At 69.5% G+C, this 26,720-nt stretch carries 26 protein-coding genes; 9 read left to right on the top strand and 17 right to left on the bottom strand.

The genetic code is table 11. The features are described 5' to 3' along the window. Positions 1-16: 16 nt before the first annotated feature. The gene (gene folK / locus ABDK56_RS00520; RefSeq protein WP_349806121.1) at positions 17-505 is read right to left on the bottom strand and encodes a 2-amino-4-hydroxy-6-hydroxymethyldihydropteridine diphosphokinase; all 489 of its coding nucleotides are present in this window, start codon (positions 503-505) and stop codon (positions 17-19) included. Positions 506-528: 23 nt separating this feature from the next. Here folK and ABDK56_RS00525 point away from each other — a divergent pair, with 23 nt between their 5' ends. Both ABDK56_RS00525 and lysA read left to right on the top strand, forming a co-directional pair. Then, on the top strand, positions 529-1,185 hold the full coding sequence (locus ABDK56_RS00525; RefSeq protein WP_349806122.1) for a uracil-DNA glycosylase: 657 nt from the start codon (positions 529-531) through the stop codon (positions 1,183-1,185). After that, positions 1,185-2,453 carry a diaminopimelate decarboxylase gene (gene lysA, locus ABDK56_RS00530; protein ID WP_349806123.1) on the top strand — a complete coding sequence of 423 codons (1,269 nt, stop codon included), beginning with the start codon at positions 1,185-1,187 and terminating at the stop codon, positions 2,451-2,453. The genes ABDK56_RS00525 and lysA overlap by 1 nt, the downstream gene beginning before the upstream one ends. Here lysA and aguB read toward each other — a convergent pair. After that, entirely contained in the window at positions 2,441-3,292 is an 852-nt protein-coding gene (aguB, locus tag ABDK56_RS00535; protein ID WP_349806124.1) for an N-carbamoylputrescine amidase, read from the bottom strand. The genes lysA and aguB overlap by 13 nt on opposite strands. 13 nt (positions 3,293-3,305) lie before the next feature. Further along, positions 3,306-4,280 carry an agmatine deiminase family protein gene (locus tag ABDK56_RS00540; RefSeq protein WP_349806125.1) on the bottom strand — a complete coding sequence of 325 codons (975 nt, stop codon included), beginning with the start codon at positions 4,278-4,280 and terminating at the stop codon, positions 3,306-3,308. A gap of 115 nt (positions 4,281-4,395) precedes the next feature. On the opposite strand from ABDK56_RS00540, the gene ABDK56_RS00545 reads away from it, so the two are divergent. Together ABDK56_RS00545 and ABDK56_RS00550 are read left to right on the top strand one after the other, a co-directional pair. Further along, a complete protein-coding gene (locus ABDK56_RS00545; RefSeq protein WP_349806126.1) occupies positions 4,396-6,408 on the top strand; it encodes a S9 family peptidase in 2,013 nt (670 codons plus the stop codon). A 41-nt stretch (positions 6,409-6,449) separates the two neighbouring features. Continuing rightward, positions 6,450-8,393 (top strand): alpha/beta hydrolase family protein, encoded by a 1,944-nt coding sequence (locus tag ABDK56_RS00550; RefSeq protein ID WP_349806127.1) that lies wholly within the window; start codon positions 6,450-6,452, stop codon positions 8,391-8,393. Positions 8,394-8,475: 82 nt separating this feature from the next. On the opposite strand, the gene rpsD is transcribed toward ABDK56_RS00550, so the two are convergent. Further along, a complete protein-coding gene (rpsD, locus tag ABDK56_RS00555; RefSeq protein ID WP_349806128.1) occupies positions 8,476-9,090 on the bottom strand; it encodes a 30S ribosomal protein S4 in 615 nt (204 codons plus the stop codon). Positions 9,091-9,324: 234 nt separating this feature from the next. Between rpsD and ABDK56_RS00560 the strand changes: the two genes are divergently transcribed. Then, a complete protein-coding gene (locus ABDK56_RS00560; RefSeq protein WP_349806129.1) occupies positions 9,325-9,633 on the top strand; it encodes a chorismate mutase in 309 nt (102 codons plus the stop codon). On the opposite strand, the gene ABDK56_RS00565 is transcribed toward ABDK56_RS00560, so the two are convergent. From ABDK56_RS00565 to murI, 6 genes are read right to left on the bottom strand one after another with little or no spacing between them, the layout of a single operon-like run. Further along, positions 9,630-10,355, bottom strand: a complete 726-nt coding sequence (locus ABDK56_RS00565) for an RNA methyltransferase (RefSeq protein ID WP_349806130.1) — start codon at positions 10,353-10,355, stop codon at positions 9,630-9,632. The two genes, ABDK56_RS00560 and ABDK56_RS00565, sit on opposite strands and share 4 nt — an antisense overlap. A 2-nt stretch (positions 10,356-10,357) precedes the next feature. Further along, positions 10,358-10,837 carry a transcriptional regulator NrdR gene (gene nrdR / locus ABDK56_RS00570; protein WP_349806131.1) on the bottom strand — a complete coding sequence of 160 codons (480 nt, stop codon included), beginning with the start codon at positions 10,835-10,837 and terminating at the stop codon, positions 10,358-10,360. 3 nt (positions 10,838-10,840) lie between these two features. Then, a complete protein-coding gene (glyA, locus tag ABDK56_RS00575; protein ID WP_349806132.1) occupies positions 10,841-12,169 on the bottom strand; it encodes a serine hydroxymethyltransferase in 1,329 nt (442 codons plus the stop codon). After that, on the bottom strand, positions 12,163-12,594 hold the full coding sequence (gene rpiB, locus ABDK56_RS00580; protein WP_349806133.1) for a ribose 5-phosphate isomerase B: 432 nt from the start codon (positions 12,592-12,594) through the stop codon (positions 12,163-12,165). The genes glyA and rpiB overlap by 7 nt, the downstream gene beginning before the upstream one ends. A 38-nt stretch (positions 12,595-12,632) precedes the next feature. Next, the gene (gene hemA / locus ABDK56_RS00585; RefSeq protein ID WP_349806134.1) at positions 12,633-13,853 is read right to left on the bottom strand and encodes a 5-aminolevulinate synthase; all 1,221 of its coding nucleotides are present in this window, start codon (positions 13,851-13,853) and stop codon (positions 12,633-12,635) included. A 54-nt stretch (positions 13,854-13,907) separates the two neighbouring features. After that, a complete protein-coding gene (gene murI / locus ABDK56_RS00590) occupies positions 13,908-14,690 on the bottom strand; it encodes a glutamate racemase (RefSeq protein WP_349806135.1) in 783 nt (260 codons plus the stop codon). 56 nt (positions 14,691-14,746) lie between these two features. On the opposite strand from murI, the gene plsY reads away from it, so the two are divergent. The 3 genes from plsY to topA all read left to right on the top strand — a co-directional run bounded on the left by plsY (position 14,747) and on the right by topA (position 19,047). Further along, positions 14,747-15,337, top strand: a complete 591-nt coding sequence (plsY, locus tag ABDK56_RS00595) for a glycerol-3-phosphate 1-O-acyltransferase PlsY (RefSeq protein WP_349806136.1) — start codon at positions 14,747-14,749, stop codon at positions 15,335-15,337. Then, a complete protein-coding gene (gene dprA, locus ABDK56_RS00600) occupies positions 15,334-16,461 on the top strand; it encodes a DNA-processing protein DprA (protein ID WP_349806137.1) in 1,128 nt (375 codons plus the stop codon). The genes plsY and dprA overlap by 4 nt, the downstream gene beginning before the upstream one ends. 72 nt (positions 16,462-16,533) lie before the next feature. Continuing rightward, positions 16,534-19,047, top strand: a complete 2,514-nt coding sequence (gene topA, locus ABDK56_RS00605; protein WP_349806138.1) for a type I DNA topoisomerase — start codon at positions 16,534-16,536, stop codon at positions 19,045-19,047. Between the two features lie 4 nt (positions 19,048-19,051). Here the strand turns inward: topA and ABDK56_RS00610 are convergent, their stop codons facing one another. Genes ABDK56_RS00610 through ABDK56_RS00640 form a run of 7 tightly spaced genes read right to left on the bottom strand, consistent with a single transcriptional unit; the run spans position 19,052 to position 25,839 of the window. After that, positions 19,052-20,092: a carbohydrate binding domain-containing protein gene (locus ABDK56_RS00610; protein ID WP_349806139.1), complete on the bottom strand. Its 1,041-nt coding sequence runs from the start codon at positions 20,090-20,092 to the stop codon at positions 19,052-19,054. Between the two features lie 18 nt (positions 20,093-20,110). Beyond that, on the bottom strand, positions 20,111-20,875 hold the full coding sequence (locus tag ABDK56_RS00615) for a HesA/MoeB/ThiF family protein (RefSeq protein WP_349806140.1): 765 nt from the start codon (positions 20,873-20,875) through the stop codon (positions 20,111-20,113). Then, positions 20,872-21,312 carry a dUTP diphosphatase gene (gene dut, locus ABDK56_RS00620; RefSeq protein ID WP_349806141.1) on the bottom strand — a complete coding sequence of 147 codons (441 nt, stop codon included), beginning with the start codon at positions 21,310-21,312 and terminating at the stop codon, positions 20,872-20,874. Before dut ends, ABDK56_RS00615 begins: the two co-directional genes overlap by 4 nt. Beyond that, positions 21,309-22,508, bottom strand: coding sequence for a bifunctional phosphopantothenoylcysteine decarboxylase/phosphopantothenate--cysteine ligase CoaBC (coaBC, locus tag ABDK56_RS00625; RefSeq protein ID WP_349806142.1), 1,200 nt, complete (start codon positions 22,506-22,508; stop codon positions 21,309-21,311). Before coaBC ends, dut begins: the two co-directional genes overlap by 4 nt. Beyond that, positions 22,505-23,575, bottom strand: a complete 1,071-nt coding sequence (locus ABDK56_RS00630) for a hypothetical protein (RefSeq protein ID WP_349806143.1) — start codon at positions 23,573-23,575, stop codon at positions 22,505-22,507. Before ABDK56_RS00630 ends, coaBC begins: the two co-directional genes overlap by 4 nt. After that, a complete protein-coding gene (gene ubiB / locus ABDK56_RS00635) occupies positions 23,572-25,104 on the bottom strand; it encodes a 2-polyprenylphenol 6-hydroxylase (RefSeq protein ID WP_349806144.1) in 1,533 nt (510 codons plus the stop codon). Before ubiB ends, ABDK56_RS00630 begins: the two co-directional genes overlap by 4 nt. Positions 25,105-25,107: 3 nt before the next feature. Then, complete coding sequence (locus ABDK56_RS00640) at positions 25,108-25,839, bottom strand: class I SAM-dependent methyltransferase (RefSeq protein WP_349806791.1); 732 nt, start codon at positions 25,837-25,839, stop codon at positions 25,108-25,110. A 48-nt stretch (positions 25,840-25,887) separates the two neighbouring features. On the opposite strand from ABDK56_RS00640, the gene mutM reads away from it, so the two are divergent. Continuing rightward, positions 25,888-26,706, top strand: coding sequence for a bifunctional DNA-formamidopyrimidine glycosylase/DNA-(apurinic or apyrimidinic site) lyase (gene mutM, locus ABDK56_RS00645; protein ID WP_349806145.1), 819 nt, complete (start codon positions 25,888-25,890; stop codon positions 26,704-26,706). Positions 26,707-26,720: the final 14 nt, after the last annotated feature.

Genomic DNA, 26,720 nt, shown 5'->3' on the forward strand with positions numbered 1-26,720 from the left:
CACGGGATGCGCCCCGTTACCGAAGCGGCCGCGCCTTGCCAAGCCGCGCCGCGAGGTGGCGGACGGCGTGGGCGCCGGTCCTCCAGTTCGGGGCGATCGTCGCCAGCGGCGCCAGCACGAAGCCGCGCTCGGCGAGCCGCGGGTGCGGAATCGCCAGGCGGCGCGAGGCGAACCGACCGCCGCTCCACAGCGCGAGGTCGAGATCGAGCACACGCGGCCCCCACCGCCTGCCGGGGCGCCGCCCGAATTCGCGCTCGATCGCCTTCAGCGCCGCGAGCATCGCCGGGGGTGCAAGGTCGCTTTCGACCAGCGCGACGGCATTGGCGAATTCGCGCCCCGCGCCGCCCTCGGCGGGGGTGGCGATGATCGCGGAAGCGTCGAACAGGGTGAACTTTGCATCGAGCCGCGCGATCGCGGCGGCGACCACCTGCGCCGGCGACCCGTGACGCCCATCGGGCCGGTTCGACCCGAGCGCGACGGCGTAGACATGGATTGCGGCGTTCACGCTGCGTCGACTAGAGCAGCGGCATGCTGACCGCCAGTCCCGTGCCCTCGGCGGAAGCCCCGCGCGATTGCCCGCTTTGCCCGCGGCTGGTCGATTTCCGCATGGCGTGCCGCGCCGAGCATCCCGACTGGTGGAACGCGCCGGTGCCCGCGTTCGGCGACCCGCAGGCGTGGCTGGCGATCGTCGGGCTGGCCCCGGGCAAGCATGGTGCCAATCGCACCGGGCGGCCGTTCACCGGCGACTATGCGGGCGACCTGCTCTATGCGACGCTTGGCAAGTTCGGGCTGTCGGAGGGCGAATATGGCGCCGATCCGGGCGACGGGCTGCGGCTTCGCGGCGCAGTCATCCTCAACGCGGTCAAGTGCCTGCCGCCGCAGAACAAGACGCTGCCCGCCGAAGAAGCCAATTGCCGCCCTTTCCTGATGGAGGCGATCGCCGGCTTGGAGCGGCTGACCAGCTTCGTCGCGCTCGGCAAGGTCGCGCACGACAGCCTGTGCCGCGCGTTCGGGATGCCGCTGTCGCGCGCCAAGTTCGCGCATGGCGCGGTGCATAGCTTGCCCGACGGTCGGCGATTGTTCGATAGCTATCACTGCAGCCGCTACAACCAGAACACCAGGCGGCTCGACGCCGCGATGTTCGAAGCCGTGTTTCACGCCGCGATGGCGACCCGCGAGGACTGATGGACTATTTCAACCTGAAAGACGGGGCGCTCGCGTGCGAGCAGGTGGCGCTCGAAACGATCGCCGAGGAAGTCGGCACCCCGGTCTACGTCTATTCGGCCGCGACTCTGCGCCGCCACGCGCGGGTGATGAAGGAGGCGCTGGCGGCGCTCGACGACCCGCTGATCGCCTTCGCAGTCAAGGCCAATCCCAACCCGGCGGTGCTGGCGACGCTGGCGCGCGAGGGGCTTGGCGGCGACATCGTGTCGATCGGCGAATATCGCCGCGCGCGCGAGGCGGGGATGCCGCCCTCGTCGATCCTCTTTTCTGGCGTCGGCAAGGACGCCGACGAGATGGCCGAGGCGCTGGCCGGCGACGTGCTCCAGTTCAACATGGAATCGGTCGAGGAGGCCCGGATGCTCTCGGCGGTCGCGGTCGCCGCCGGGCGCACCGCGCGCGCCGCCTTCCGGCTCAACCCCGACGTCGATGCCGGGACCCATGCCAAGATCACCACCGGCAATGCCGACAACAAGTTCGGCATCCCCGCCGCGCAGGCGATCGAGGCGTTCCGCGCCGCGCGCGACCTGCCGGGGATCGAGATGACCGGGGTGACGGTCCACATCGGCAGCCAGCTGACCCGGCTCGACCCGCTCGAAAAGGCGTTCGTGCGATTGGGCGAACTGGTCGCGGCGCTGCGCGGCGACGGGTTCGACCTCAAGCTCGCCGATCTGGGTGGCGGGCTCGGCGTGCCCTACGGCCCGGGACAGCCCGAGCCGCCGAGCCCCGAGGCCTATGGCGCGATGGTGGCGCGGGTGACCCGGGATTGGAACATCCGGCTGGCGTTCGAGCCGGGGCGGCTGATCAGCGGCAACGCCGGGGTGCTGCTGTCGCGCGTGGTGCGGGTCAAGCCGGGCGAGCACCACCCGTGGGTGATCGTCGACGCGGCGATGAACGACCTGATGCGCCCCGCGCTCTACGACGCCTACCACCATGTCGAGGCGGTTCGGCCGAGCGGCGCGCGCGAGACGATCAATCTCGTCGGCCCGGTGTGCGAGAGCGGCGACACCTTCGCGACCGCGCGCGAAACTGACCGGATGGCACCCGGTGAGCTGATGATCTTCCGCACCGCGGGCGCCTATGGCGCGGCGATGTCGAGCGGCTACAACAGCCGCCCGCTGACACCCGAAGTTCTGGTCGACGGCGACAAATGGGCGCTGGTCCGCCGCCGGATCGACCTTGCCGAGGCCTCGGCGATGCCAGTGCCGGGCTGGATCGATCAGACGTCCTGAACCAGCCGCCCGTATAGCTCGGGCCGGCGATCGCGAAAGAAGCCGAAGGCAGCGCGGTGGCGGGTCGAGGCGGCGAGGTCGAGCGTCGCCACCAGCACGCCGGTCTCGTCCGCACCGAATTCCGCGAGCAGGTCCCCGCGCTCGTCGCAGATGAAACTGTGGCCGTAAAAGCGCTGCCCGCCCTCGGTGCCGATGCGGTTGGCGGCGACGACCGGGACGACGTTGCTGACCGCGTGGCCGATCATCGCCCGCCGCCACAGCCGCGACGTGTCGAGATCGGGGTCGTGCGGCTCGGTCCCGATCGCGGTCGGGTAGAACAGGATGTCCGAGCCCATCAGCATCAGCGCGCGCGCGACCTCCGGATACCATTGGTCCCAGCACACCCCGACGCCGAGCGTGGTGCGGTTGGGGCCGGGCCACACCTTGAAGCCGGTGTTGCCGGGGCGGAAATAGAATTTCTCCTCATACCCCGGGCCGTCGGGAATGTGGCTCTTGCGATACGTGCCCATCAGCCGGCCGTCGGGCCCGATCATCGCCAGGCTGTTGTAATAATGAGGGCCATCGACCTCGAAATAGCTGGTCGGGATGGTGACCTTAAGCTCGGCGGCGAGCGCCTGCATCGCCAGCACGCTCGGATGCTCGGCGGTCGGACGGGCAGTCGCGAACAGGCCCTCGTCCTCGACCCGGCAGAAATAGGGGCCTTCGAACAGCTCGGGCGGCAGGATGACTTCAGCGCCCTTGCCCGCCGCCTCGCGGACGAGGTCGGACACGGCGGCGATGTTGGCGGCGGTGTCCTCGCCGAAGGCGAGCTGGAGCGCGGCGACGGTGATCTTGCTCATGCGCTTTGTCCGGTCATGCTGGTACCTGCTGGCTGATGCAATGGAAACTCCCGCCGCCGGTCAGTACATGGTCGGCGCGAAGCCCGATCACGCGGCGGCCGGGAAACAGCTCCTGCAGCCGCTCGACCGCCGCGGCATCGTTGGCCGCGCCATATTGCGGCACGACCACCGCGGCGTTGCCGATGTAGAAGTTCATATAGCTCGCGGGAATGACCTCGCCGTCGCGCTCGACCCGGCCGGGGGAGGGTATGGCGACGACTTCGAACTCGGCGTCGAGCAGCTTCTCGGCGGCGTCGGCATAGACCTCGGCGTTGGGATCGTCGGGCTCGGCCTCGGGGATCGCGACGACCCCGGGCGCGACGAACCGGGCGAGATTGTCGACGTGGCCGTCGGTATGGTCGTTCTCGAGCCCGTCGCCGAGCCACACGACGCGGGCGGCGCCGAGGTCGCGGGCGAGCCGTTCCTCGACCTCCTCCTTGTCGAACCCCGGGTTGCGATTGGGGTTGAGCAGGCATTGCTCGGTCGTCACGAAGGTGCCGCTGCCGTCGCCGTCGATCGCGCCGCCCTCGAGGATCCAGTCGGCCCTGGCATAGGGCAGGTCGGCCGAGGCGGCGAGCCGCGCGCCGATGCCGTCGTCGCCGTCGAGGTCGTACTTGCCGCCCCAGCCGTTGAAGCCGAACCCCTGCGCGCGTCGCTCGGCCGCGCCGCCGACCACGATCGGCCCGGTATCGCGGAACCAGATGTCGCCGAACCGCTCGACGATCACCGTCGCGAAGGGGGCGAGCGTCCGCGCCGCCTCGGCCGCCTCCTCGCTCGCCGCGACCAGCCGCACCTCCTCGCCCGCCCCGTCGGCATGGACCGCGGTGGCGAACGCGGCGACTTCGCGCTGCGCGGGGACGAGGTCGTCCTCCCACAGCTCGGCATGGCTCGGAAAGCCGATCCACACCGCCTCGTGCGGCGACCATTCGGGAAGCGGGGGCGTCGTCATCCTGGGCGCGCTAACAGCCTCGATTTGCCGCGCCAAGTAGGGCTTGCATTTTCACGCATTTTGACGAGCATGGCGCTGCCGAATGTAGATGGCTTTGAGTGGGGGATTTTTTTCGATGACCGAGATGTTGGCCGGCCGTTCAGGCCGAATTGCGCGCGCGTGCCGTTTGACCGTCGCTGCGCTGGCGGTGACGACCGCCATGTCGGCGATCGCCGCGCCGCTCCCGCTGCCCCTTGCTGCAAAGCTGTTCGGCGCGCGGCCTTCGACTTCGTCGCCCGATCTGTCGCCCGACGGGGACAAGGTCGTGTTCATCGCCGCCGGGACCGGCCGCGCGAATGTCGTGCGGGTGCTCGACGTCAAGTCGAAGCAGATCACCGACATCATCGCGACGAACGCCAACCCCGATCAGATTCGCTATTGCGAATTCGCCAGCGAGGACTGGATCGTCTGCGACGTCTATGGCGAAGTGAAGTTCTATAACGCGATATTCACCCCGCACCGGGTCGTTGCGATTAACATCCGGAGCAAGACGGTTCGTCAGCTCGGCGCGCCTTACAACATGGATACGGCCGCAACGCCGCGTTCCAACGACGGCCAGGTGATCGCCTACGGCCAGACCGGGCCGGCCTCCGTTTTGATGGCGCGCAATTACGAGCTCGACAAGAATCGGGCTCTGCTCGTCCAAGGGAACACCTCGGCAGTAGCGGTCGGTATCGACCGCATCATGCTCGATTCGATGAAAGTATCGACCCTTGTCGCTGCCGATCCGCAGCTGGACGATGTCATGACGGATAAGGATGGCGTTCCTCGCGTCCGGGGCCGCACCCAATATACGAACACCGGCAAGATCATGGGCGCGACGGCCTTCGAATATCGCCCGAGCGGCGCGAGCGACTGGCGCCCGCTGGCGACCTACGACCCGGCGCAGGAGACCGGCAGCTATCCGGTCGCGGTCGACGGCAACCAGGTCTACCTGATGACCAAGAAGGACGGCCGCGACATCCTGCTGCGGCAGACGATGGACGGGTCGTCGCAACCGGTGACGATCGCCAGCAATCCCAACTACGACATCGACGGGGTCATCCGGCTCAAGCGCGGCGAGCCGGTGATCGGCTATTCCTACACCTCTGACGCCGGCCAGGCGGTCTATTTCGACAAGGATTACACCGACCTTCGCGCAATGCTCGGGCGCGCGTTACCCGACGAGCCGATGATCGACCTGTCGTCGAAGTCGCGCGACGGCAGCAAGTTCCTCGTCTATGCCGGGGCGACCGACGATCCCGGCGGCTACTATATCTTCGACCGGCAGGCCAAGAAGCTCGACTTCGTCCTCGGATACGACGATGCGCTGAACAACGTTCCGCTGGCGACCATGAAGCGGGTCGACATCCCGACCGCCGACGGTCACGTGATCCCGGGCTATCTGACGCTCCCGGCCGGGCGCGCGCCGAACGGACCGGCGATCGTGCTCCCCCACGGCGGTCCCAGCGCCCGCGACCAGCTCGGCTTCGACTGGCTGAGCCAGTTCCTCGCCTCGCAGGGCTATGCGGTAATCCAGCCGAACTACCGCGGGTCGGCGGGCTACGGCGACCAGTTCCTCGGCGAGAACGCGTTCAAGAACTGGAAGCTCGCCATTTCCGATATCGGCGCGTCGGCCGACTACCTGGTCAAGCAGGGCATCGCCGATCCGAACCGGCTCGCGATCGTCGGCTGGTCGTACGGCGGCTATGCCGCGCTCCAGTCGGCGGTGACGACCCCGCAGAAGTACAAGGCGGTGGTCGCGATCGCCCCGGTGACCGACCTGTCGCGGCTGCGCGACGATTCGGACGACTTCACCAACGGCGACCTCGTCAAGGACTTCATCGGCAAGGGGCAGAACATGCGTGACGGCTCGCCGCTCCAGCACGCCTCGCTGATCAAGGCGCCGGTGCTGCTGGTCCACGCCGACATGGACACTAATGTCCGCATCTCGCACTCGATCCGCATGGACCGGGCGATCAAGGCGGCGGGCGGGACCTCGGACTTCTTCCAGATCAAGGGGCTCAACCACCAGCTCGAGGACAACGACGTCCGCGCTGAGATGCTGACCAAGATCGGCCAGCTGCTCGAACGCACAATCGGCCGCTGACGCTAAGAGCGCGGTCGGCGTCGGGCCGGGGGAGGCGTTGCGTGAATAGATCGACCTTCGGCCTCGTCGCGACGTGGCTGGCGTTCACGGCGCTGGCGGGGGTGCCGGCCCGGTCCGCGCCGATGCCGCTGGCCGACGCCGCGGCGCGTTTCGCGGCGCGCGAAGGGGTCTACAGCGCCGACCTATCGCCCGACGGAAAGCGGATGGTGTTCCTGTCCGCCGCCCCCGGCAGCATGACCGTCGCCACGCTGCTCGATATCGACAGCGGCAAGCAGACGATGCTGGTCAAGTCGAGCGGCAAGCCCGAGTCGATCCGCCGCTGCGACTTCGTCACGAACCGCCACATCCTGTGCCGGTACGACGGCAACATCCACTACGATCGGCTGATCATCACCATGTCGCGGACCGTCCTGATCGACACGCAGACGGGCAAGATCCGTCCGCTCACGGTCCGCGACGATCCCGACAGCCAGTCGCTCAACCAGTTAAACGGGCGGGTGATCGACTGGCTTCCCGACGCGCCGGGCGCGGTGCTGATGGAGCGCAACTACGCCGACGAGCATAATGCGCTCGGCGTCGATCGGATCGAGGTCGACCCGTTCAAGGCGCGGCAGGTCGAGGCGCCCAGCGGCGATATCGACAACTACCTCACCGACGGTCACGGCAACGTTCGCTTCACGATCCAGCGGCTGACCGACAGCGAGGGCAATTTTACCGGAAAGAACCGCTATCGTTATCGCACCGTCGGCTCTCGCCAGTGGCTCGACCTGCCCGCGCAGGACGACGATTTCGCGCCGCAATTGATCGACCGGAGCACAAACTCGCTCTATTTCCTCGATCACCTCGATGGCCGCGCGGCGCTGTTCAGGATGCCGCTCGACGGGTCGAACAAGCGCGAACTGGTCGCGCGTAACGACGCGGTCGACATCGACGGCCCGGTGTCGCTCGGGCCGTGCGATCCGGTGGTCGGCTATCGTTATACCGACGACCGGACGCACACCGTCTACACCGATCCTGATACGGCGAAGCTGGCCTCGGCGCTGGCCAGGGCGGTACCCGACGCGCCGTTGATCGACATCGCCGGCGCGTCGCGCGACCGGCAGCGGCTGCTGGTCTTCGCGTCGAGCGCGACCGATCCGGGCGCTTATTACCTGCTCGACCGCACCACCCGCGCGATGAAGATGCTGTCGGTCGCGCGCGACGAGCTCGAAGGCGTGCCGCTGGCGCCCGAACGCGCGATCAGCTTCCCGGCGCGCGACGGTCGCCAAATCCCTGCCTACATCACGGCATCGAAGGGGGCGGGCAGCGCGAAGCAGCCGGTGGTGATCCTGCCCCACGGCGGGCCGAGCTCGCGCGACGAATGGGGCTTCGACTGGCTCGCGCAGTTCCTCGCCGAGCGGGGCTATACGGTGATCCAGCCCAATTATCGCGGCTCCGCGGGCTATGGCGAGGAGTTCCTCGGCGACAATGCGCTCCGCAACTGGAAGCTGGCGATGAGCGACATCCGCGATTCGGCCGACTGGGCGGTCAAGTCGGGGCTGGCCGACCCCGACCGGATGGCGATCGTCGGCTGGTCCTACGGCGGCTACGCCGCGCTCCAGTCGGCAGCGCTCGACCCGCGTTACAAGGCGGTGGTGGCGATCGCTCCGGTGACCGACCTCGGCGCGCTCCGCCGCGACGCCGAAGGCTTCACCGACGCCGAACTGGCAAAGGCCGAGATCGGGCGCGGCCCCGGGCTCCGCGAAGGATCGCCGATCGCCCATGTCGACGCGATCAAGGCTCCGGTGCTGCTGGTCCACGGCGACCTCGATTCGAACGTGCGGGTCGCGCACAGCCAGCGAATGAATCGCGCGCTGCAAAAGGCGGGCGGGACGGTCGACTTCCTTGAGTTCAAGGACCTCGACCACCAGCTCGAGGACAGCGACGCGCGTGCGGCGATGCTGACGAAGATCGGCGCGCTGCTCGACAGGACGATCAACCACTGAAACGAGGCCGGAGGTAAGGGCCGAATCGAAAAGGGCGGCCCTTGCGGACCGCCCTTTCCGTTATTTTCGAACCGAGCGAGGCTCAGCGCGAGTAGAATTCGACGACGAGGTTCGGCTCCATCTTCACCGGATAGGGCACCTCGTCGAGCGTCGGGACGCGCTGGAAGCTGACCTTCGCGTTGCCGTCGACCGCGATATAGTCGGGGATGTCGCGCTCGGCGAGGCTCTGCGCCTCGAGCACCAGCGCCATTTCCTGCGCCTTGGGGCCTAGCTCGATCACGTCGCCGACCGCGACGCGGCGGCTGGCGATGTTGCACTTGGTGCCGTTGACGCGAATGTGGCCGTGGCTAACCAGCTGGCGCGCGGCCCAGATCGTCGGCGCGAACTTGGCGCGGTAGACCACCGCGTCGAGCCGGCGCTCGAGCAGGCCGATCAGCTTCTGCCCGGTGTCGCCCTTCAGCCGCGCGGCTTCGACGTAAGTCGCCTTGAACTGCTTCTCGGTAACGTCGCCGTAATAGCCCTTCAGCTTCTGCTTGGCGCGAAGCTGGATGCCGAAGTCGCTCATCTTGCTCTTGCGGCGCTGGCCATGCTGGCCGGGGCCGTATTCGCGGCGATTGACCGGGCTCTTCGGACGACCGAAGACGTTCTCGCCCATGCGGCGATCGAGTTTATACTTGGCGCTGCTGCGCTTCGACATGATGGCACTCCAATTGCGTTACGTTCTGTGGTCGACCCTCCTTGTCCGAAAACCGGATCCCACTTCCCGGGGAAGGTCGATGGCTGCCCGGACCCGCGCTGCGCCGATCGAGGGATCGGGCAGGGCCACCGCTTCACCGGACGTGCGGAGCCAATTGCGAAGCGCGCGCCTAGCCGCTGCGCCCGCGGAGGTCAAGTTTTGCAAGCCGCCGCGCTCTCGGGCATGGCGCGTGGCATGACCGACGTTCGCGACCCCGCCGATTGCCAGACGATGACCGACGTTCGCGCCGGGGTCGACGCGGTCGACCGCGCGCTGGTCGCGCTGCTCGCCCGGCGGTTCGGCTACATGGACGCCGCCGCGCGGATCAAGCCGAGCCGCGAGACGGTTCGCGACCAGGCCCGAAAGGACGACGTCCACGCCAAGGTCCGCGCCGAGGCCGAGCGGCTCGGCCTTCCCGCCGACCGCCTCCGCGCGGTGTGGGAAGAGCTGATGGAACAGTCGATCGCCTACGAATATGAGGCGTTCGACTCGGCGCGCGGCTAGGCCCGGCGCGGGCGCGGGTTGGCCATCTGGCGGATCATCCCGCGCACGGCCTTCAGTTCGCGGCTCGACCATGACGGCTTGGTCAGGATGGTGCGGATCGTCGCCTTGGTCGCCTCGGTCCGCTCGGGCGGGTAGAAATAGCCCGCCGCGTCGAGCTGCTCGTTCCACTGGCCGATCAGCCCGTCGAGCTCGGCCATCGGCGCGGGCGGCTCGATCTCCTTGACCGTCGGCTGGGCGAGCGGTTGCCCGCGCGACCATTCGTAGGCGAGCAGGATCACCGCCTGCGCGAGATTGAGGCTGCCGAATTCGGGATTTATCGGAACGGTGACGATCTTGCTCGCCAGCGCGACGTCCTCGCTTTCAAGCCCCGAGCGCTCGGGCCCGAACAGGATCGCCGAGCGCCCGGCCGAGCCATGGATCTCGCCCGCCATCGCCTCCGGCCCGACGACCGGCATGACGAGGTCGCGGCGACGCACGGTGGAGGCATAGACCTGCGAACAGTCTGCGATCGCCGCCTCGACCGTGTCGAACAGCGCCGCGCGCTCGAGCACGACGTCGGCCCCGCTCGCCGCCGGCCCCGCCTCGGGATTGGGCCAGCCGTCGCGCGGGGCGACGAGGCGCATCTCGGTGAGTCCGAAATTGAGCATCGCCCGCGCCGCCTTGCCGATGTTCTGGCCGAGCTGCGGACGGACGAGGACGATGACCGGATGTGACGCGCTCACGCTCACAACAGCTTGTCCTGCCCGCTCGGCACGCTCTCGCGCTCGACCTTCTCGGCGAACTCGGCGAAGTCGGCGGGGTCGGAGAAATCGCGGTAGATGCTCGCGAAGCGGATGTAGGCGACATGGTCAAGTGCCTTCAGCCCTGCCATCACCGCCTCGCCGATCTGCGCGCTGGTCACCTCGTCGCCGCTGGTCTCGAGCTGGCGCTGCACCCCGCTGACGAACTGGTCGATCCGGTCGGGGCTGATGTCGCGCTTGCGGGTCGAATGGCCGATCGCGCGCTGCAGCTTCTCGCGGTCGAACGGCTCGCGCTTGCCGTCGCGCTTGACCACGGTCAGCTCGCGCAGCTGAACCCGCTCGAAGGTGGTGAAACGCGCCCCGCAGCCCGCGCATTCGCGCCGGCGGCGGATCGAGGTGCCGTCCTCGCTCGGGCGGCTGTCCTTTACCTGGCTATTGTCGTGGGCGCAGAACGGGCAGCGCAACGACTACAGGTCCGGGTAGATCGGGAAGCGCGCGCACAGTTCGCCGACGCGGCGGCCGACCGACTGTTCGACCTGCGCATCGCCGTCGGGGCCGTTCTTGCCCAGCGCGTCGACCACTTCGGCGATCATCGCGCCGATCTCGCGGAACTCGGCCTCGCCGAACCCGCGGGTCGTCCCCGCCGGGGTGCCGAGCCGGATGCCCGAAGTAACGAACGGCTTTTCGGGGTCGAACGGGATGCCGTTCTTGTTGCAGGTGATCGACGCGCGGTCGAGCGCATGCTCGGCATGCTTGCCCTTCGCGCCCTTGGGACGGAGGTCGACCAGCATCAGGTGGTTGTCGGTCCCGCCCGAGACGATGTCGAGACCGGTGTCCTGCAGCGAGGCGGCGAGCGCGCGGGCGTTGGCGACGATCTGCGCGGCATAGGCCTTGAACTCGGGCGTCAGCGCTTCCTTGAACGCGACCGCCTTGGCCGCGATGACGTGCATCAGCGGGCCGCCCTGCAGCCCCGGGAATACCGCCATGTTGAGCGGCTTGGTGAACTGGTCGTCGTTCCACAGGATCATGCCCCCGCGCGGGCCGCGCAGGCTCTTGTGGGTGGTGGTGGTGACGACATGGGCGTGGGGGATCGGCGAGCTATGCGCGCCGCCCGCGACCAGCCCGGAGAAGTGCGCCATGTCGACCATCAGGTAGGCACCGACCTCGTCGGCGATCCGGCGGTAGCCTTCGAAGTCCCATTCGCGCGAATAGGCAGTGCCGCCGGCAATGATCAGCTTCGGCTTTTCGCGGCGGGCGATCGCGGCGACCTCGTCGAGGTCGATGCGATGGTCGTCGGCGCGCACGCCGTAGGGGATGGGGTGGAACCACTTGCCGCTCATGTTGACCGGCGAGCCGTGGGTCAGGTGACCGCCCGAATTGAGGTCGAGCCCCATGAACTTGTCGCCGGGCTGGAGCAACGCGAGGAACACCGCCTGGTTCATCTGGCTGCCGCTGTTCGGCTGGACGTTGGCGAAGTTGCAGCCGAACAATTGCTTGGCGCGCTCGATCGCAAGCGTCTCGACCACGTCGACATATTCGCAGCCGCCATAATAGCGTTTGCCCGGATAACCCTCGGCATATTTGTTGGTCAGCACCGAGCCCTGCGCCTCGAGCACCGCGCGCGACACGATGTTCTCCGACGCGATCAGCTCGATCTTGTCGCGCTGGCGCCCGAGCTCGAGCCCGATCGCCTCGGCGATGTCGCGGTCGCTTGTGGCAAGGCGGGCGGTGAAAAAGCCGTGGGTCCTGTTGGCGGCGGTGGCGGGACGTTCGGCGAGGGTCGCCATGGTCAGCATTCTCCAAGCTGCTCGACGCGCCGCTCGTGGCGGCCGCCGAGGAAATCGGTGGTGAGGAAGGCGGTGACGCAGGCCTTGGCCATCTCGGGCCCGATCAGCCGCGCGCCGAGCGCGATCGCATTGGCGTCGTTGTGCAGCCGGGCGAAACTCGCGCTGACCGGCTCGGCGACCTGCGCGCAGCGGCAGGCGGGGTTGCGGTTGGCGGCGATGGCGACCCCGATTCCCGACCCGCATACGGTGATCCCGCGCTCGGCCCGCCCGTCGGCCAGAGCGGCAGCGAGCGCCGCGCCATATTTGGGATAATCGACGCTCTCATGGCTGTTGGTGCCGAGATCGACGATCTCGTGCCCCTGCTCGGTCAGCCATTCGAGCAGCAGCGTCTTGAGGTCGTAGCCGGCGTGGTCGGCGGAAAGGGCGATGCGCATGGCGGTCCTCTAGGCGAACGCCGCGGGATTCGCCAGTGTCAGGCGGCCTCGACCCGCTCCATTTCGAGCCGGCCCCAGATCTCGACCAGCGCGCCGACCAGCTCGTCCATCATCGCCTCGCTGTGGACCGGGCCGGGGGTGAAGCGCAGCCGCTCGGTCCCGCGCGGGACGGTGGGGAAGTTGATCGGCTGGACGTAGAGTCCGTATTCGGCCAGCAGGATGTCGCTGATCCGCTTGGCCTTGACCGGGCAGCCGACCAGCAGCGGAACGATGTGAGTGACGCTGTCCATCACCGGCAGCCCGGCATCGCGCAGCTTAGCCTTGAGCATCGCCGCCCCCGCCTGCTGCCCCTCGCGTTCCTCGGACGAGGCCTTGAGGTGACGGACCGCCGCCAGCGCCCCGGCGGCAAGCACCGGCGACAGAGAGGTGGTGAAGATGAAGCCGGGCGCGTAGCTCCTGATGCAATCGACGATGTTGCGATCGGCCGCGATATAGCCGCCCATCACTCCGAACGCCTTGCCCAGCGTCCCCTCGATGATCGTCACCCGCGAGGCCGCGTCGTCGCGTTCCGAAATGCCGCCCCCGCGCGCGCCGTACATGCCGACCGCGTGGACCTCGTCGAGATAGGTCAGCGCGCCATATTTGTCGGCGAGGTCGCACAGCGCGTGGATCGGGGCGACGTCGCCGTCCATCGAATAGACGCTCTCGAACGCGATCAGCTTCGGCGTTCCGGGCGCTTCTTCCATCAGCAGCTGCTCGAGATGCTCGAGGTCATTGTGATTGAATACCCGCTTTTCGCAGCCCGAATTTCTTATCCCGGCGATCATCGAGGCGTGGTTCAATTCGTCGGAAAAGATCACGCAGCCGGGCAGCAGCTTGCCGAGCGTCGAGAGCGTCGCCTCGTTCGAGACGTAACCCGAGGTGAACAGCAGCGCGGCTTCCTTGCCGTGGAGGTCGGCGAGCTCGGCCTCGAGCCTGACATGGAAATGGGTGTTCCCGCCGATGTTGCGGGTGCCGCCCGAGCCCGCGCCGACCTCGTGCAGCGCGGTTTCCATCGCCTCGATCACCGCCGGGTGCTGGCCCATGCCGAGATAATCGTTCGAACACCAGACGGTGATCGGCTTGGGCCCGTTGTGGCCGTGGAAGCAGTGGGCGTTGGGATAGGCCCCCTTGGTCCGCAGGATGTCGATGAACACCCGGTAGCGGCCTTCGTCGTGGAGCCGGTCGATCGCCGACTTGAAAATGGCGTCGTAATTCATGGGCTGCGCCCATATCGCCGCGGGCCTTCGAAGGCCATTGAGAACGACTCGCAACTAGATGGTGTCGACGTGCGCGATTCCGAACGCTCCGAGCGCCCTCGCCAACAGGGTGGGCGGGGCGCTGGTGAAGACGGCTCGGCCCGGCGCCGGCGTCTCCGGCCAGGGCTGCCCGGCGGTGAGGTGCGCGATCCGCCGCGCGATCCCGGAACCGCCGTCGACCTGCGCGATCCCCGGCGCGGCGGCGGCGATCTCGTCGGCGAGCAGCGGAAAGTGGGTGCAGGCGAGCACCATCACGTCCATTCCCGGACCCGCCTCGACCATCGGGCGGATCGCGGCGTGGACGTCGGCGACCGTGACCCGCTCGCCCGCCAACTTGGCCTCGGCCAGCTCGACCAGCGCGGCGCTGCCGTGGCGAACGACGCTGCAATCGGCCGCGAAGCGCGCGGCAAGGTCGTCGACATAGGGCTGGCGGACCGTCGCCTCGGTCCCCAGCACCCCGATCACCCGGCTTCGCGAACGCTCGGCGGCGGGCTTGATCGCCGGCACCGTCCCGACGATCGGCAGGTCGAGCGCGGCGCGCGCATGGTCGAGCGCGATCGTGCTGGCGGTGTTGCAGGCGATCACCGCGAGGCGCGGGGCATAGCGCTCGACCAGCCGGCCGAGGATCGCGGGGACCCGCTCGGCCAGTTCGCCGTCGCTCTTGGTGCCGTAGGGAAAGCCCGCGCTGTCGGCGGCATAGACGATCGGGGCGTTTGGAAGCAGCGCCCGCGTCGGGCCGAGTACCGACAGCCCGCCGACGCCGGAGTCGAAGAACAGCAGAGGCGCGTCGCGGTCCATCGCGCGGCCATAGCCGATGATTGCGCGCTGGCAACGCTATGCTAGGCGTAGCGCGCATGAACCCGCCGGTCCTGATCGCCTTCCTCGTCGCCTACCTGCTCGGCTCGATCCCGTTCGGTCTGCTGCTGACCCGCTCGTTCGGCAAGGGCGACCTGCGCACGATCGGATCGGGCAACATCGGCGCGACCAACGTGCTGCGCACCGGATCGAAGGGGCTGGCGGCGGCGACGCTCCTGCTCGACGCGCTCAAGGGCGCGGTGGCGGTGCTGATCGCCCAGCGCTTCTGGCCCGAAGGCGAGCTGGCGGCGGCGGCGGGGGCGCTGATCGGTCACCTCTACCCGGTCTGGCTGCGGTTCAAGGGTGGGAAGGGGGTCGCGACGCTGCTCGGCGTGCTCGTCCCGCTGCTTCCGGTCGCGGCGCTGGTCTATGCGCTGGTGTGGATCGGTCTGTTGCTGGTGCTTAGGATCAGCTCGGTCGCGGGGATGAGCGCGGCGGCGAGCGCGCCGCTGACCGCCGCCGTCGCGGGCGAGCGCAACCTGTTGCTGCCGCTCGCGCTCCTCGCGCTGCTCGTCATCTGGCGGCACGGCGCGAATATCCGGCGGCTGTTCGCCGGCACCGAACCGAAGGTCGGGCAGCGCCAGGCGTGAGCGACCCCGAGGACCTGCTCGACCGGCTGCGGCTGATCCGCGCGCGCGGCATCGGCCCGATCGCCTATCGCCAGCTGCTGCTGCGTTTCGGCTCCGCAGGGCGCGCGCTCGAGGCATTGCCCGACCTCGCGCGGCGCGGCGGGGGCAGGGCGCCCGCGATCGCCCCGGTCGCCGACGCCGAGCGCGAGATCGCCGCCGTCGCCAGGCTCGGCGCATCGTGGCTGGCGATCGGCACCGCGGGCTACCCGCGCGCGCTCGCCGAGATCGAGAACGCCCCGCCGCTGCTGACCGTCAAGGGCGACCTGCGGCTGCTCGACCGGCCGCTGGTGGCGATGGTCGGCGCGCGCAACGCCAGCGCCGCCGCCTGCCGCTTCGCGCGCGGGTTGGCGCACGATCTTGCCGCCGAGGGGCTCGTGGTCGTCTCGGGGCTGGCGCGCGGGATCGACAGCGCGGCGCACGACGGCGCGCTGGAGGGCGGCACGGTCGCGGTCATCGCCGGCGGGATCGACATCGCCTACCCGCGCGAGAACGAGGCGCGGCAGGCCGACATCGCCGCGCGCGGCCTGCTGGTCGCCGAAATGCCCCCGGGCACCGAGCCGCAGGCGCGGCACTTCCCCTATCGCAACCGGATCATCGCCGGGCTGGCGGCGGGAACGATCGTGGTCGAGGCGGCGCCGCGCTCGGGATCGCTGATTACCGCGCGGCTGGCGGCCGAGGCGGGGCGCGAGGTGATGGCGGTGCCCGGCTCGCCGCTCGACCCGCGCGCGCAGGGCTGCAACCTGCTGATCCGCGACGGGGCGACGCTGGTGCAGACCGCCGCCGACGTGGTCGAGAGTTTGAGCAGCATCGGGGGCGGCATTGGCGACGGAATCGGGGACGCCGGTCGCGTCGCCAGTCCGACCTATCCGTTCGACCATGGCGGCGAAGCCGTGCCGGTCGAACCCGAAGGCGAAGTCCGCGACCGGGTGCTCGAACTTCTGGGACCAAGTCCCGCGCCGATCGACGAGCTGGTCCGCCTGTCGGGCGCGGCGCCGGGGGCGGTGCAACTCGTGCTGCTCGAACTCGATCTTGCTGGGCGGCTCGACCGTCACGCGGGGGGAAGGGTGTCGCTCAGACCCGCGTGACCCGCACCGCTTGACGAAGGGCGCGCCGCCCCGACAATCGCGCGTACACACGTATAGGAACGGTCGAATCCCTTGAAGCTCGTCATCGTCGAATCGCCCGCCAAGGCGAAAACCATCGAGAAATACCTCGGCCCCGGGCACCGCGTGCTCGCCAGCTACGGCCATGTCCGCGACCTGCCCGCCAAGGACGGGTCGGTCGATCCCGACGACGGCTTCGCGATGGATTGGGAGACCTATCCCGACAAGGCGAAGCAGTTGAAGGCCATCGCCGACGAGGCGAAAAAGGCCGACGCGCTCGTCCTTGCCACCGACCCCGACCGCGAGGGCGAGGCGATTAGCTGGCACGTCCAGGAAGTGCTTCGCAAGAAGAAGCTGCTTCCCGCCGACACCCAGCGGGTGACCTTCAACGCGATCACCAAGTCGGCGGTGACCGAGGCGATGGCGCACCCGCGCGGGCTCGATGAGGACCTGATCGACGCTTACAAGGCGCGCCGCGCGCTCGACTATCTGGTCGGCTTCACCCTCTCGCCGATCCTGTGGCGCAAGCTGCCCGGTGCCAAGTCGGCGGGCCGCGTCCAGTCGGTCGCGCTGCGGCTGATCGTCGACCGCGAGCGCGAGATCGAGGCGTTCCGCGCGCAGGAATATTGGCAGGTCGCCGCGACCTTTGAAAGCGACGGCACCTCGTTCACCGCGCGACTGGTCGGGCTCGACGGCAAGAAGATCGAGCGGCTCACCATCGGTGACGCGGGCAGCGCCGAGGCGGCGAAAAAAGTCGTCGAGGAGGGCCGCTTCACCGTCGGCTCGGTCGAGACCAAGCCGCTGTCGAAGAACCCGCCGCCGCCGTTCACCACCTCGACGCTCCAGCAGGAAGCGGCCCGCAAGCTCGGTTTCTCCGCCAGCCACACGATGCGCCTCGCCCAGTCGCTCTACGAGGATGGCCTGATCACCTACATGCGGACCGACGGGGTGCAGATGGCGGGCGAGGCGATCTCGGCCGCGCGCCGCGCCGTCGCCGACCGCTACGATGCCGGCTATCTTCCCGACAAGCCGCGCCATTATTCGACCAAGGCCAAGAACGCGCAGGAAGCGCACGAGGCGATCCGTCCGACCGACTTTTCGAAGGACCTCGGCGGCTCCGGCGACCATGCGCGGCTCTATTCGCTTATCTACAACCGCGCGCTGGCGAGCCAGATGGCGTCGGCGCGGCTGGAGCGGACCACCGTCGAGCTGACCGACGGGGCGGGGCGGGCGACGCTCCGGGCGACCGGGCAGGTGGTGCTGTTCCCCGGCTTCATGGCGCTCTACGACGAAGGCCGCGACGACAGCGCGGACGAAGACGGCGGGCGGATGCCGCTGCTCCGGTCGGGCGACGCGCCGGCCAAGACCGCGGTCGAGGCGACCCAGCATTTCACTCAGCCGCCGCCGCGCTTTTCGGAAGCCTCGCTGGTCAAGCGGCTCGAAGAGCTCGGCATCGGCCGCCCCTCGACCTACGCCTCGACGCTACAGACGCTCAAGGACCGCGAATATGTCCGCGTCGACAAGAACCGCTTCATTCCCGAGGAGAGCGGGCGGCTGGTGACGGCCTTCCTCGAGCGCTTCTTCGAGCGCTACGTCAGCTACGATTATACCGCCGAGCTCGAGGAAGAGCTCGACGACGTCAGCGGCGGCCGCCTCGACTGGCAGAAGCTGCTCGAGGCCTTCTGGCGCGACTTCAAGCCCAAGGCGGGCGAGGTGATGGAGCAGAAGCCCTCCGACATCACCGCCGCGCTCGACGAGTTCCTCTCGCCGTGGCTGTTCCCCGACAAGGGCGACGGCAGCGACCCGCGCCTCTGCCCGCTGTGCGGCACCGGGCATCTGTCGCTTCGCGGCGGCAAGTTCGGCGCGTTCATCGCCTGCTCCAACTATCCCGACTGCAAATATACCCGCCCGTTCGGACAGGGCGGCGAGGGCGAGGCGCCGGCCCCGGCCGAACTTGGCAACGGCATCGAGCTCAAGACCGGGCGCTTCGGCCCTTATCTCGAACGCGACGGCAAGCGTGCCTCGATCCCCAAGGACGTGCCGCAGGACGGGCTGACCACCGAGCTCGCCGAGCAGCTGCTCGCGCTGCCGCGGACGATCGGCGACCATCCCGAGACGGGCAAGCCAATCACCGCCTCGATCGGGCGCTACGGTCCCTATCTCGCGCACGACGGCAAATATGCCCGGCTGAAATCGACCGCCGAGGTGCTCGAAACGGGGATGAACGCCGCGGTCGCCCGGCTGGCCGAGGCCGCCTCGGGCGCGGGCCGGGCGCGGGGCGGCGCACGCGAGCCGCTCGCCACGCTCGGCGCGCATCCGGCCAGCGGGGTCGAGGTCAAGGTGATGGACGGGCGCTACGGCCCCTATGTCACCGACGGCACGACCCACGCGACCCTGCCCAAGTCGGCCGACCCAAAGGCGGTGACGCTCGACGAGGCGGTCGCCCTGATCGACGCGCGCGCCGCCAAGGGCCCGCCGGCGAAAAAGGGCAAGCGCAAGCCCGCGGCGGCCAAAAAGGCGCCCGCGAAAAAAGCGGCGACGAAAAAGGCTCCCGCCAAAAAGGGCTAAGCGGCTATTTCAACCGGATCACGTAGACCGGGCCGAACTCGATCGCCTGCTTCGCGGTCCCGCTGTGCAGCGCCACCTCGCCCTCGCCCGCGGGCAGGTCGAACTGCGCGGTGGTCTGCCACTGGAACAGCTTCCACCCCGGCGCCGGGTGGATCGGCTGCTCGCCCCAGCCCGGGTAGGGCGCCTGGTTCTTCTGCAGCCGGAGCGTGACGAGCCCGGTGCCGTCCGCCGTCTCGGCCGACTTCGCCCGTGCCAGCACCGCGACCAGCAGCCGGTCGCCCGCCCGGATCGCCCCTTTGATCGGCGCGTTCAGCCCCGCGTCGTAGGGATTGGCCCCGGCCACGGCGACCGTCTGCAGCGTCGCCTTGCGGGTGAACACGTCGGTGCTCGTCGCCAGAACGGTCTGGGCATCGCCATAGGCGACCCAGTTGCGGTCGTCGGGGTCGTTCAGCAACTCGCCCTTGTCGGCGATCTGCGGCGGCAGCGGGTCGTTCACCACCGGCTTCAGCGCGTTGGTCGAGAGCGTGGTCACCCCCTCGGCGACGTGCATCTGCCCGATCTGCAGCGTCTGGGTCGCGCTCGCCAGCTGCAGCCCGATCGCGGCAGCCTGGTCGATGTCCATCGTCGCGCGCGCCGACACTTCGTAGCGATGCCACTCGCTGCCGATCGACAGCAGGCTGTCGCCGAACCCTGGATAGGGGTCTTGGTTGCGGAAGAAGCGGACGAGGATCCGTCCCTGCCTGTCCGCCGCCTTCGACGCGATCGTCCGCGCCCAGAAGGCGACGACATAGTCGCGCCCCTTCACGAACGGCCCGGTCAGCGGGACGGTCGCTCCCGCGGCATAGGGCTGGCTGCCCTTCTCGACGGTCACCTCGACCGCCGCGCCGCCGGGAATGGCAATCTCCCTGATCGGTTTCAGCCGATAGCCGCCGCCATAGTAGGTCCAGTCGAGGCTGGTCGGATCGTTGAGCAGTTTCGGCGCGACCTGCGCATTGGCGGCCGTCGCGACCAGCGCCAGCCCGGCGCCGAACAAACAGTGTTTCATGTCCCTCTCCCTCGAGGGTCAGTCCACCCCATCGCCGCGCATATTTCCACAGCTTCGGCACTCGGGGTCGGCCGGAATACGTATGCGGCGCCATTCGAGCGCCGCGCCGTCGAACAGGTGGAGCGTTCTTGCCGGGTCGTCGCCGATCCCGGCGAGTCCGTTGATCGCCAGCAGCGCGGCGAATGCCCCGACGCTCGCGGTCAGCGCGCCGATCACCCCTAGCTCGGCACAATTGTCGCAATCGTCTGCGTCGAACGCGTCGCCGACGAAGCAGCGATAGCAGGGTCGCCCGCGCCACAGCCCGACCTGCCCGTGATATTGCGCCGCCGCCGCCGACAGCAGCGGGATGCCGAGCGACAGGCAGGTGTCGGCGACCAGCAGCCGGGTCGCGAAATTGTCGGTGCCGTCGATCACCAGCTCGTGCCCGCCGAGCAGATCGGCGGCGTTGGCGGGCGCGACCCGCTCGCTCACCGTCGCGACGCCGACGTGCGGGTTGCGCGCGCGGACGTGGTTGCTCGCCAGCAGCGCCTTGCCCATCCCGACCTCGGCGGTCTGGTAGAGCGGCTGGCGGTGGAGGTTCGACAGTTCGACCCGCTCGCCGTCGACGATGGTGAGATGCCCGATTCCCGCGCCCGCCAGCGCCGGGATCACCGCCGAGCCGATCCCGCCCGCGCCGATCACCGCGACCCGCGCCGCCTTAAGCCGCTGCTGCCCGAGCCCGCCGAACTGGGGCAGGACGAGCTGCCGCGCGTAGCGGTCGAGCTCGTCGTCGGTGAGGCTCATCGCCCGGTGCTGCCGAACCCGCCGTGGCCGCGCGCCGTGTCGGACAGATCGGCGACCTCGGCCCAGCTCGCTTGCGTCACCGCCGCGGGCACCAGCTGCGCGATCCGCTCGCCGCGGCGGACCGGGAAGGGCTCGCTGCCGTGGTTGATCATGATGATCTTGAGCTCGCCGCGATAATCGCTGTCGATCGTGCCGGGGGTGTTGGGGCAGCTCACCCCATGCTTGAGCGCAAGCCCCGAACGCGGGCGGACCTGGATCTCGTAGCCGTCGGGAATCGCCAACCGGAACCCGGTCGCGACCGCGTGCCGCTGGCCGGGCATCAGGTCGAGGTCCTCGGCCGCGACCACGTCCATCCCCGCCGCGCCGGGGGTGGCGTAGGCGGGCAGGGGAAGGCCCTCGCCGTGGGGGAGCCGGCTGATCTCGATGGTGATGGTCATGCGATTTCCTTGGCGATGCGCTCGATCAATTGGGCCGCGACCGCGTCCTTGCTCGCCTCGGGCCAGTCCTCGACCCCCGCGGCGCTGACCAGGTGGACGCGGTTGTCGGTGCCGCCCATGACGTCACCGGACACGTCGTTGGCGACGATCCAGTCGGCCTTTTTGGCGGCGCGCTTGGCGGTGGCGTTGGCGACGACATCGTCGGTCTCGGCGGCGAAGCCGACCAGCAGGCGCGGGCGGTCGGGGCGCTCGGCGAGAGTCGCGAGGATGTCGGGGTTGGGCGCGAAAGCGAGCGTCGGCGGACCACCGCCCTTCTTCATCTTGGTCGCGGCGGGGTTGGCGATCCGCCAGTCGGCGACCGCGGCGACGAGGATCGCGACATCGGCAGGGAGCGCGGCAAGCACCGCGTCGGCCATCTGCTGCGCGGTCTCGACATCGATCCGCGCCACCCCGCCGGGAGTCGGCAGCGCGACCGGCCCGGCGACCAGCGTCACCCGCGCCCCGGCGCGCGCGGCGGCGGCGGCGATGGCGAAGCCCTGCTTGCCCGACGAGCGGTTGGCGATCACCCGCACCGGGTCGATCGGCTCATGGGTCGGACCGGCGGTGACGAGGACGTGCCGCCCCGCAAGCGGCTGCGCCTCGACCGGCGATATCGCCGCGTCCGGCTCGAGCATCGGCGCGATCCGGCGCAGGATGTCGTCGGGCTCGGGCAGCCGCCCCGGCCCGTGTTCGCCGCACGCCATGTCGCCCTCGTCGGGGCCGAGCACGGTGACCCCGCGGGCGCGCAGCGTCGCGACGTTCGCCTGGGTCGCGGCGTGAAGCCACATCCTGACGTTCATCGCCGGGGCGACCACCACCGGCTTGTCGGTCGCCAGCAGCAGCGTGGTCGCGAGGTCGTCGGCGATCCCCGCCGCCATCTTGGCGAGGAGGTCCGCGGTCGCCGGGCAGACGAGGACGAGGTCGGCGGCGCGCGAGAGCTGGATATGCCCCATCTCGCTCTCGTCCTTGAGGTCCCACAGCGAGGTGTAGACCGGGCTCTCGGCCAGCGCGGCGAGGCTCATCGGGGTGACGAAATGCGCGCCTCCGGCGGTCAGCACCGGGGTGACCGGATGACCGGCGCGGCGCGCGTGGCGGATCAGCTCGGCCGCCTTGTACGCGGCGATTCCGCCGCCGACGATCAGCAGGATGCGGCTCATGCCGGGCTGACTGCCACGGGGCGCAGCGCCCGCGCAAGGTCGCGCACCGCGGCAGGGACGAAGGTTACGCCGACCAGCGACAGCGGCGCCGCCAGCAGCGCCCAGTAAAAGGTGTCGGCGCGCGCGAACAGCCCGACCATCGCGGTGTAGCCGACCAGCAGCCCCGCGGCGCGCAGCCCCCATGGCCGGTCGAGCGAGCACCAACCGACAATCGACAGCAGGAGCACGACCGCTGCCACCGCATAGGGCGCGAGGATCAGGGCATTGACCGAGCCTAGGGCACGCAGCGCGAACCTGAGCCCGAGCAGCGCCTGCCAGCCCGGCGAGGCGGGGTCGCCCGGCCGGACCACCGCCGCGACCTGGCCCGCGTGCCAGCCGAGGTAGAGCGCGAACAGTGCCACCGGGACCAGCCAGCCGGCGGCTTCGCGCCAGCGCTTCTCTACCGCGGCAAGGAGGCTCATCATCAGCACGAACGGAAGGACCGTCTCGCGGATCATCAGCGCCGCCCCGGCGATCAGGATCGCGGGCCACGCCCGCCGCGGCCGCCACAGCCCGAGCGCGAGCGCCATCAGCAGCGCCGCCCAGCTTTCATGGAACAGCCCGGTGACCGGCTCGACCAGCCCCCCGGTTCCGCCCGCGAACAATACCACGCCGAACGCCTTGAGCCAAAGCGGCCACGGCTCGAGCCGCCGCCACCAGACGAGCAGCGCGGCAAGCGCGACGAGCGCCTCGATCGCGATCATCATCGGCTCGCCGAGCCGCGCGTAAAGCGTCGCAAGCGTCGGCAGGCGGACGGTGAACACCGGCTTCAACGGGTAGCCGTCGCGGCGAAGCTCGTCCGCCGCCGCCGGATAATAGCCTTCGCCCGCCCGCATCCGCGCGATGATCGTGCGATAGAGCGCGAGGTCGCTCTGCTGGCTGGCCTTGGTCCGCAGCTTGGGCGCGGCCGGCGGCGTCGCGCTCGGCCACAGCGCGACCAGCAGCAGCGCGGCGATCGCGGCGACCAGCCCCAACGCCGCGGGCCGGCTCGCGCCCGCCAACCGGCTCGGCGGCCCCAGGTCGATCAATGCAGCAGCGCCATCGCCGCCGCGCCCAGCACCGCCGCGACCACAGCCACCGCGACCAGCCCGAGCCATGGGCGCGGACGGACGATCGCGACGTCGGCGATCGGGGGCGGGGGCGGCGCCGCCCCGCGCGGCGGGTAATGCTCGTCGAGGCGGTCGATCAGCGCGGGCAGTTTCTTCAGCGTGCGGACGAGTTCGACGATCCGGTCGGCGGCATAGGCCTCAGGGCCGAGCTCGGAGCGGATCCATTCCTTGAGGAACGGCTCGGCCGCCTCCCACATGTTGATGTCGGGGTCGAGCGCGGTCGCGACCCCTTCCTCCATCACCATCGTCTTCTGCAGCAGCAGCAGGTGCGGCTGGGTCTGCATGTCGAAGTCGCGGGTGATCGAGAACAGCCCCTCGAGCATCCGCCCGACGCTGATCTGCTTGACCGGAAGCCCGCGGATCGGCTCGCCCACTGCACGCAGCGCGGTCGCGAACTCGTCGATATTGTGATAGGACGGAACGTACTGCGCCTCGAAGTGAATCTCGGCGACGCGGCGGTAGTTGCCGGTAATCAGCCCGTAGAGGATTTCCGCCAGCCACAGCCGCGCCTTGCGGTTGATCCGCCCCATGATTCCGAAGTCGATCGCCGCGATCCGCCCGTCGGGCAGCGCGAACAGGTTGCCCTGGTGAAGGTCGGCGTGGAAATAGCCGTCGACTACCGCCTGCCGCAGGAAGGCACGCACCAGGATCGCCGCGAGCGCCTTGGGCTCATGCCCCGCCGCGACCAGCTCGTCGCGCTTCGACAGCTTGATCCCGTCGAGCCACTCGAGCGTCATCACCCGCCGCGCGCTTCGCCGCCAGTCGATCTCGGGAACGTAAAAGCCCGGCTCGGCGACCATGTTCTCCTTGAGCTCGGACGCCGAGGCCGCCTCGCGCTGGAGGTCGAGTTCGCGCCGGGTCCACTGCTTGAAGTGGGCGATGACCAGCCGCGGGCGAAGCCGCTCGAGCTCGCCGCCGAGCAGTTCGACATGCGCCGCCGCCCATTCATAGGTCTCGAGCGCGCGGGCGAACTCCTCCTCGATTCCCGGGCGGAGCACCTTGACCGCGACGTCCTTGCCCTCGGGGGTGACCGCGCGGTGGACCTGCGCGATCGAGGCCGCGCCGACCGGCACTTCGTCGAACCGCGCGTAGAGCGTCTCGAGCGGGGCTTCGAGCGCGCGCTCGATCTCGGCCTTGATCGCCGCGAACGGGGCGGGAGGAAGCGAGTCCTGCAACTGGACGAGGTTGAGCGCCGCCGCCTCGCCGACCAAGTCGGGCCGCGTGGCGAGCGCCTGGCCGAGCTTGATCGCCGCCGGCCCGATTTCCTGGAGCGCGGCGGCATAGTCGGGAGTCGCCGGCTGGCGAGTCCCGAATCGCGCGATCCGGCACAGACGGCGGACGTTGGGCGGGGTCAGCGGGTCGTTCTCGATCCCGCGAAGCGCCCCGTGCCGCGCCAGCGTCCGGCCCCATTTCAGGAGCCGCCAGAGATGGGTCGGTGCGCGCGCCAAGGGTTAGATCTTCCACCCCGAATGGATCGCGACCAGCCCGCCGAGGATCGGCTCGTAATCGGCGCGGACGAACCCGGCCTGCTCGATCATCGCCCGGAACGCGGGCATTTTCGGAAAGCGGCGGATCGATTCGACGAGGTAGCGATAGCTTTCCTCGTCGCCCGCGACCGCCTTGCCGACCTTGGGGATGACCTTGTCCGAATAGAGGTCGTAGGCCTCGCCGAAGCCGGGCCACTCGCTGGTCGAGAATTCGAGGCAGAAGAAACGCCCGCCGCGCTTCAGCACGCGGTGCGCCTCGCGCAGCGCGGCGGGGATGTCGGTCACGTTCCGGATTCCGAAGGCGATGGTGTAGGCGTCGAACGTCGCGTCGTCGAAGCTCAGCGTCTCGGCATTTTCGACCTGCCAGGTCAGCCCCTCGATCCGCTTCGCCGTGGCGCGCTCCATCCCGACGCCGAGCATGTCGGGGTTGATGTCGCTGACCGTCACCAGCGCGCCCTTGCGCGCCATGCGGAAGGCGATGTCGCCGGTGCCGCCCGCCATGTCGAGGATCCGGTCGCCCGCTCGCGGCTTCACCCGCGCGACGAACCTGTCCTTCCACAGCCGGTGAAGCCCGCCGCTCATCAGGTCGTTCATCACGTCGTAGCGCTTGGCGACCGAGGAGAAGACCCCGCCCACGCGCCGCGTCTTTTCCTCGGGCGTGACCAGCTGGTCGCCGAAATTGACCTTGTCCTGCATGGCGGCGGCTCTAGCGGTCTTCACCCGCGCGCGCCATAGACCGCGGCGATGCCCGAACTTCCCGAAGTCGAAACCACCGTCCGCGGCCTCGAACGCGTGCTGCTCGGGCGCCGGCTCGACCGGGTCGAGACCCGGCGCGGCGACCTTCGCCGGCCGTTCCCGCGCGACCTCGGCCAGCGGCTGACCGGCGCACGGGTGGTCGCGCTCGGCCGCCGCGCCAAATATGGGCTGGTCGATACCGATCGCGGCGACACGATGATCTTCCACCTCGGCATGTCGGGGCGCTGGCGGATCGACCCGGCCGAGCTCGACAAGCACGATCACCTCCTGCTCGCGACCGACGATGGCCGCCGGCTCGCGCTCAACGACCCGCGCCGGTTCGGCTCGGTCGACCTGGTCGAGACCGGCGCGGTGGCGGACTGGCCCGGTTTTGCCGGGCTCGGGCCCGAGCCGCTCGGCGGCGCGATCACCGGCCTGTGGCTCCGGAAGCGGTTCGAGGGGCGGAGCGCGGCGGTCAAACTGCTCCTGCTCGACCAGCGGCTCGTGGCAGGGCTGGGCAACATCTACGTGTGCGAGGCGCTGTTCCGCGCGCGGATCGACCCGCGCAAGGCGGCGGGGAAGGTGGGTCGCCCGAAGCTCGACGCGCTCGCCGCGGCGATCCCCGCGGTGCTCGAGGACGCGATCCGCGCGGGCGGCTCGACCCTTCGCGACTTCGCCGCCCCCGACGGCGAGCTCGGCTATTTTTCGAAGAGCTTCGACGTCTACGGGCGCGAGGGCGAGCCGTGCCGGGGCGGATGCGGGGGCGCGGTGGTCCGGATCGTCCAGGGCGGGCGCTCGACCTTTTACTGCCCGCGCTGCCAGCGCTAGCCGCGTTGGTTGAC

Origin of the sequence: Sphingomonas sp. ASV193, from assembly GCF_040203355.1 — a bacterium.
In the GTDB taxonomy this organism is placed as follows: Bacteria; Pseudomonadota; Alphaproteobacteria; order Sphingomonadales; family Sphingomonadaceae; genus Sphingomicrobium.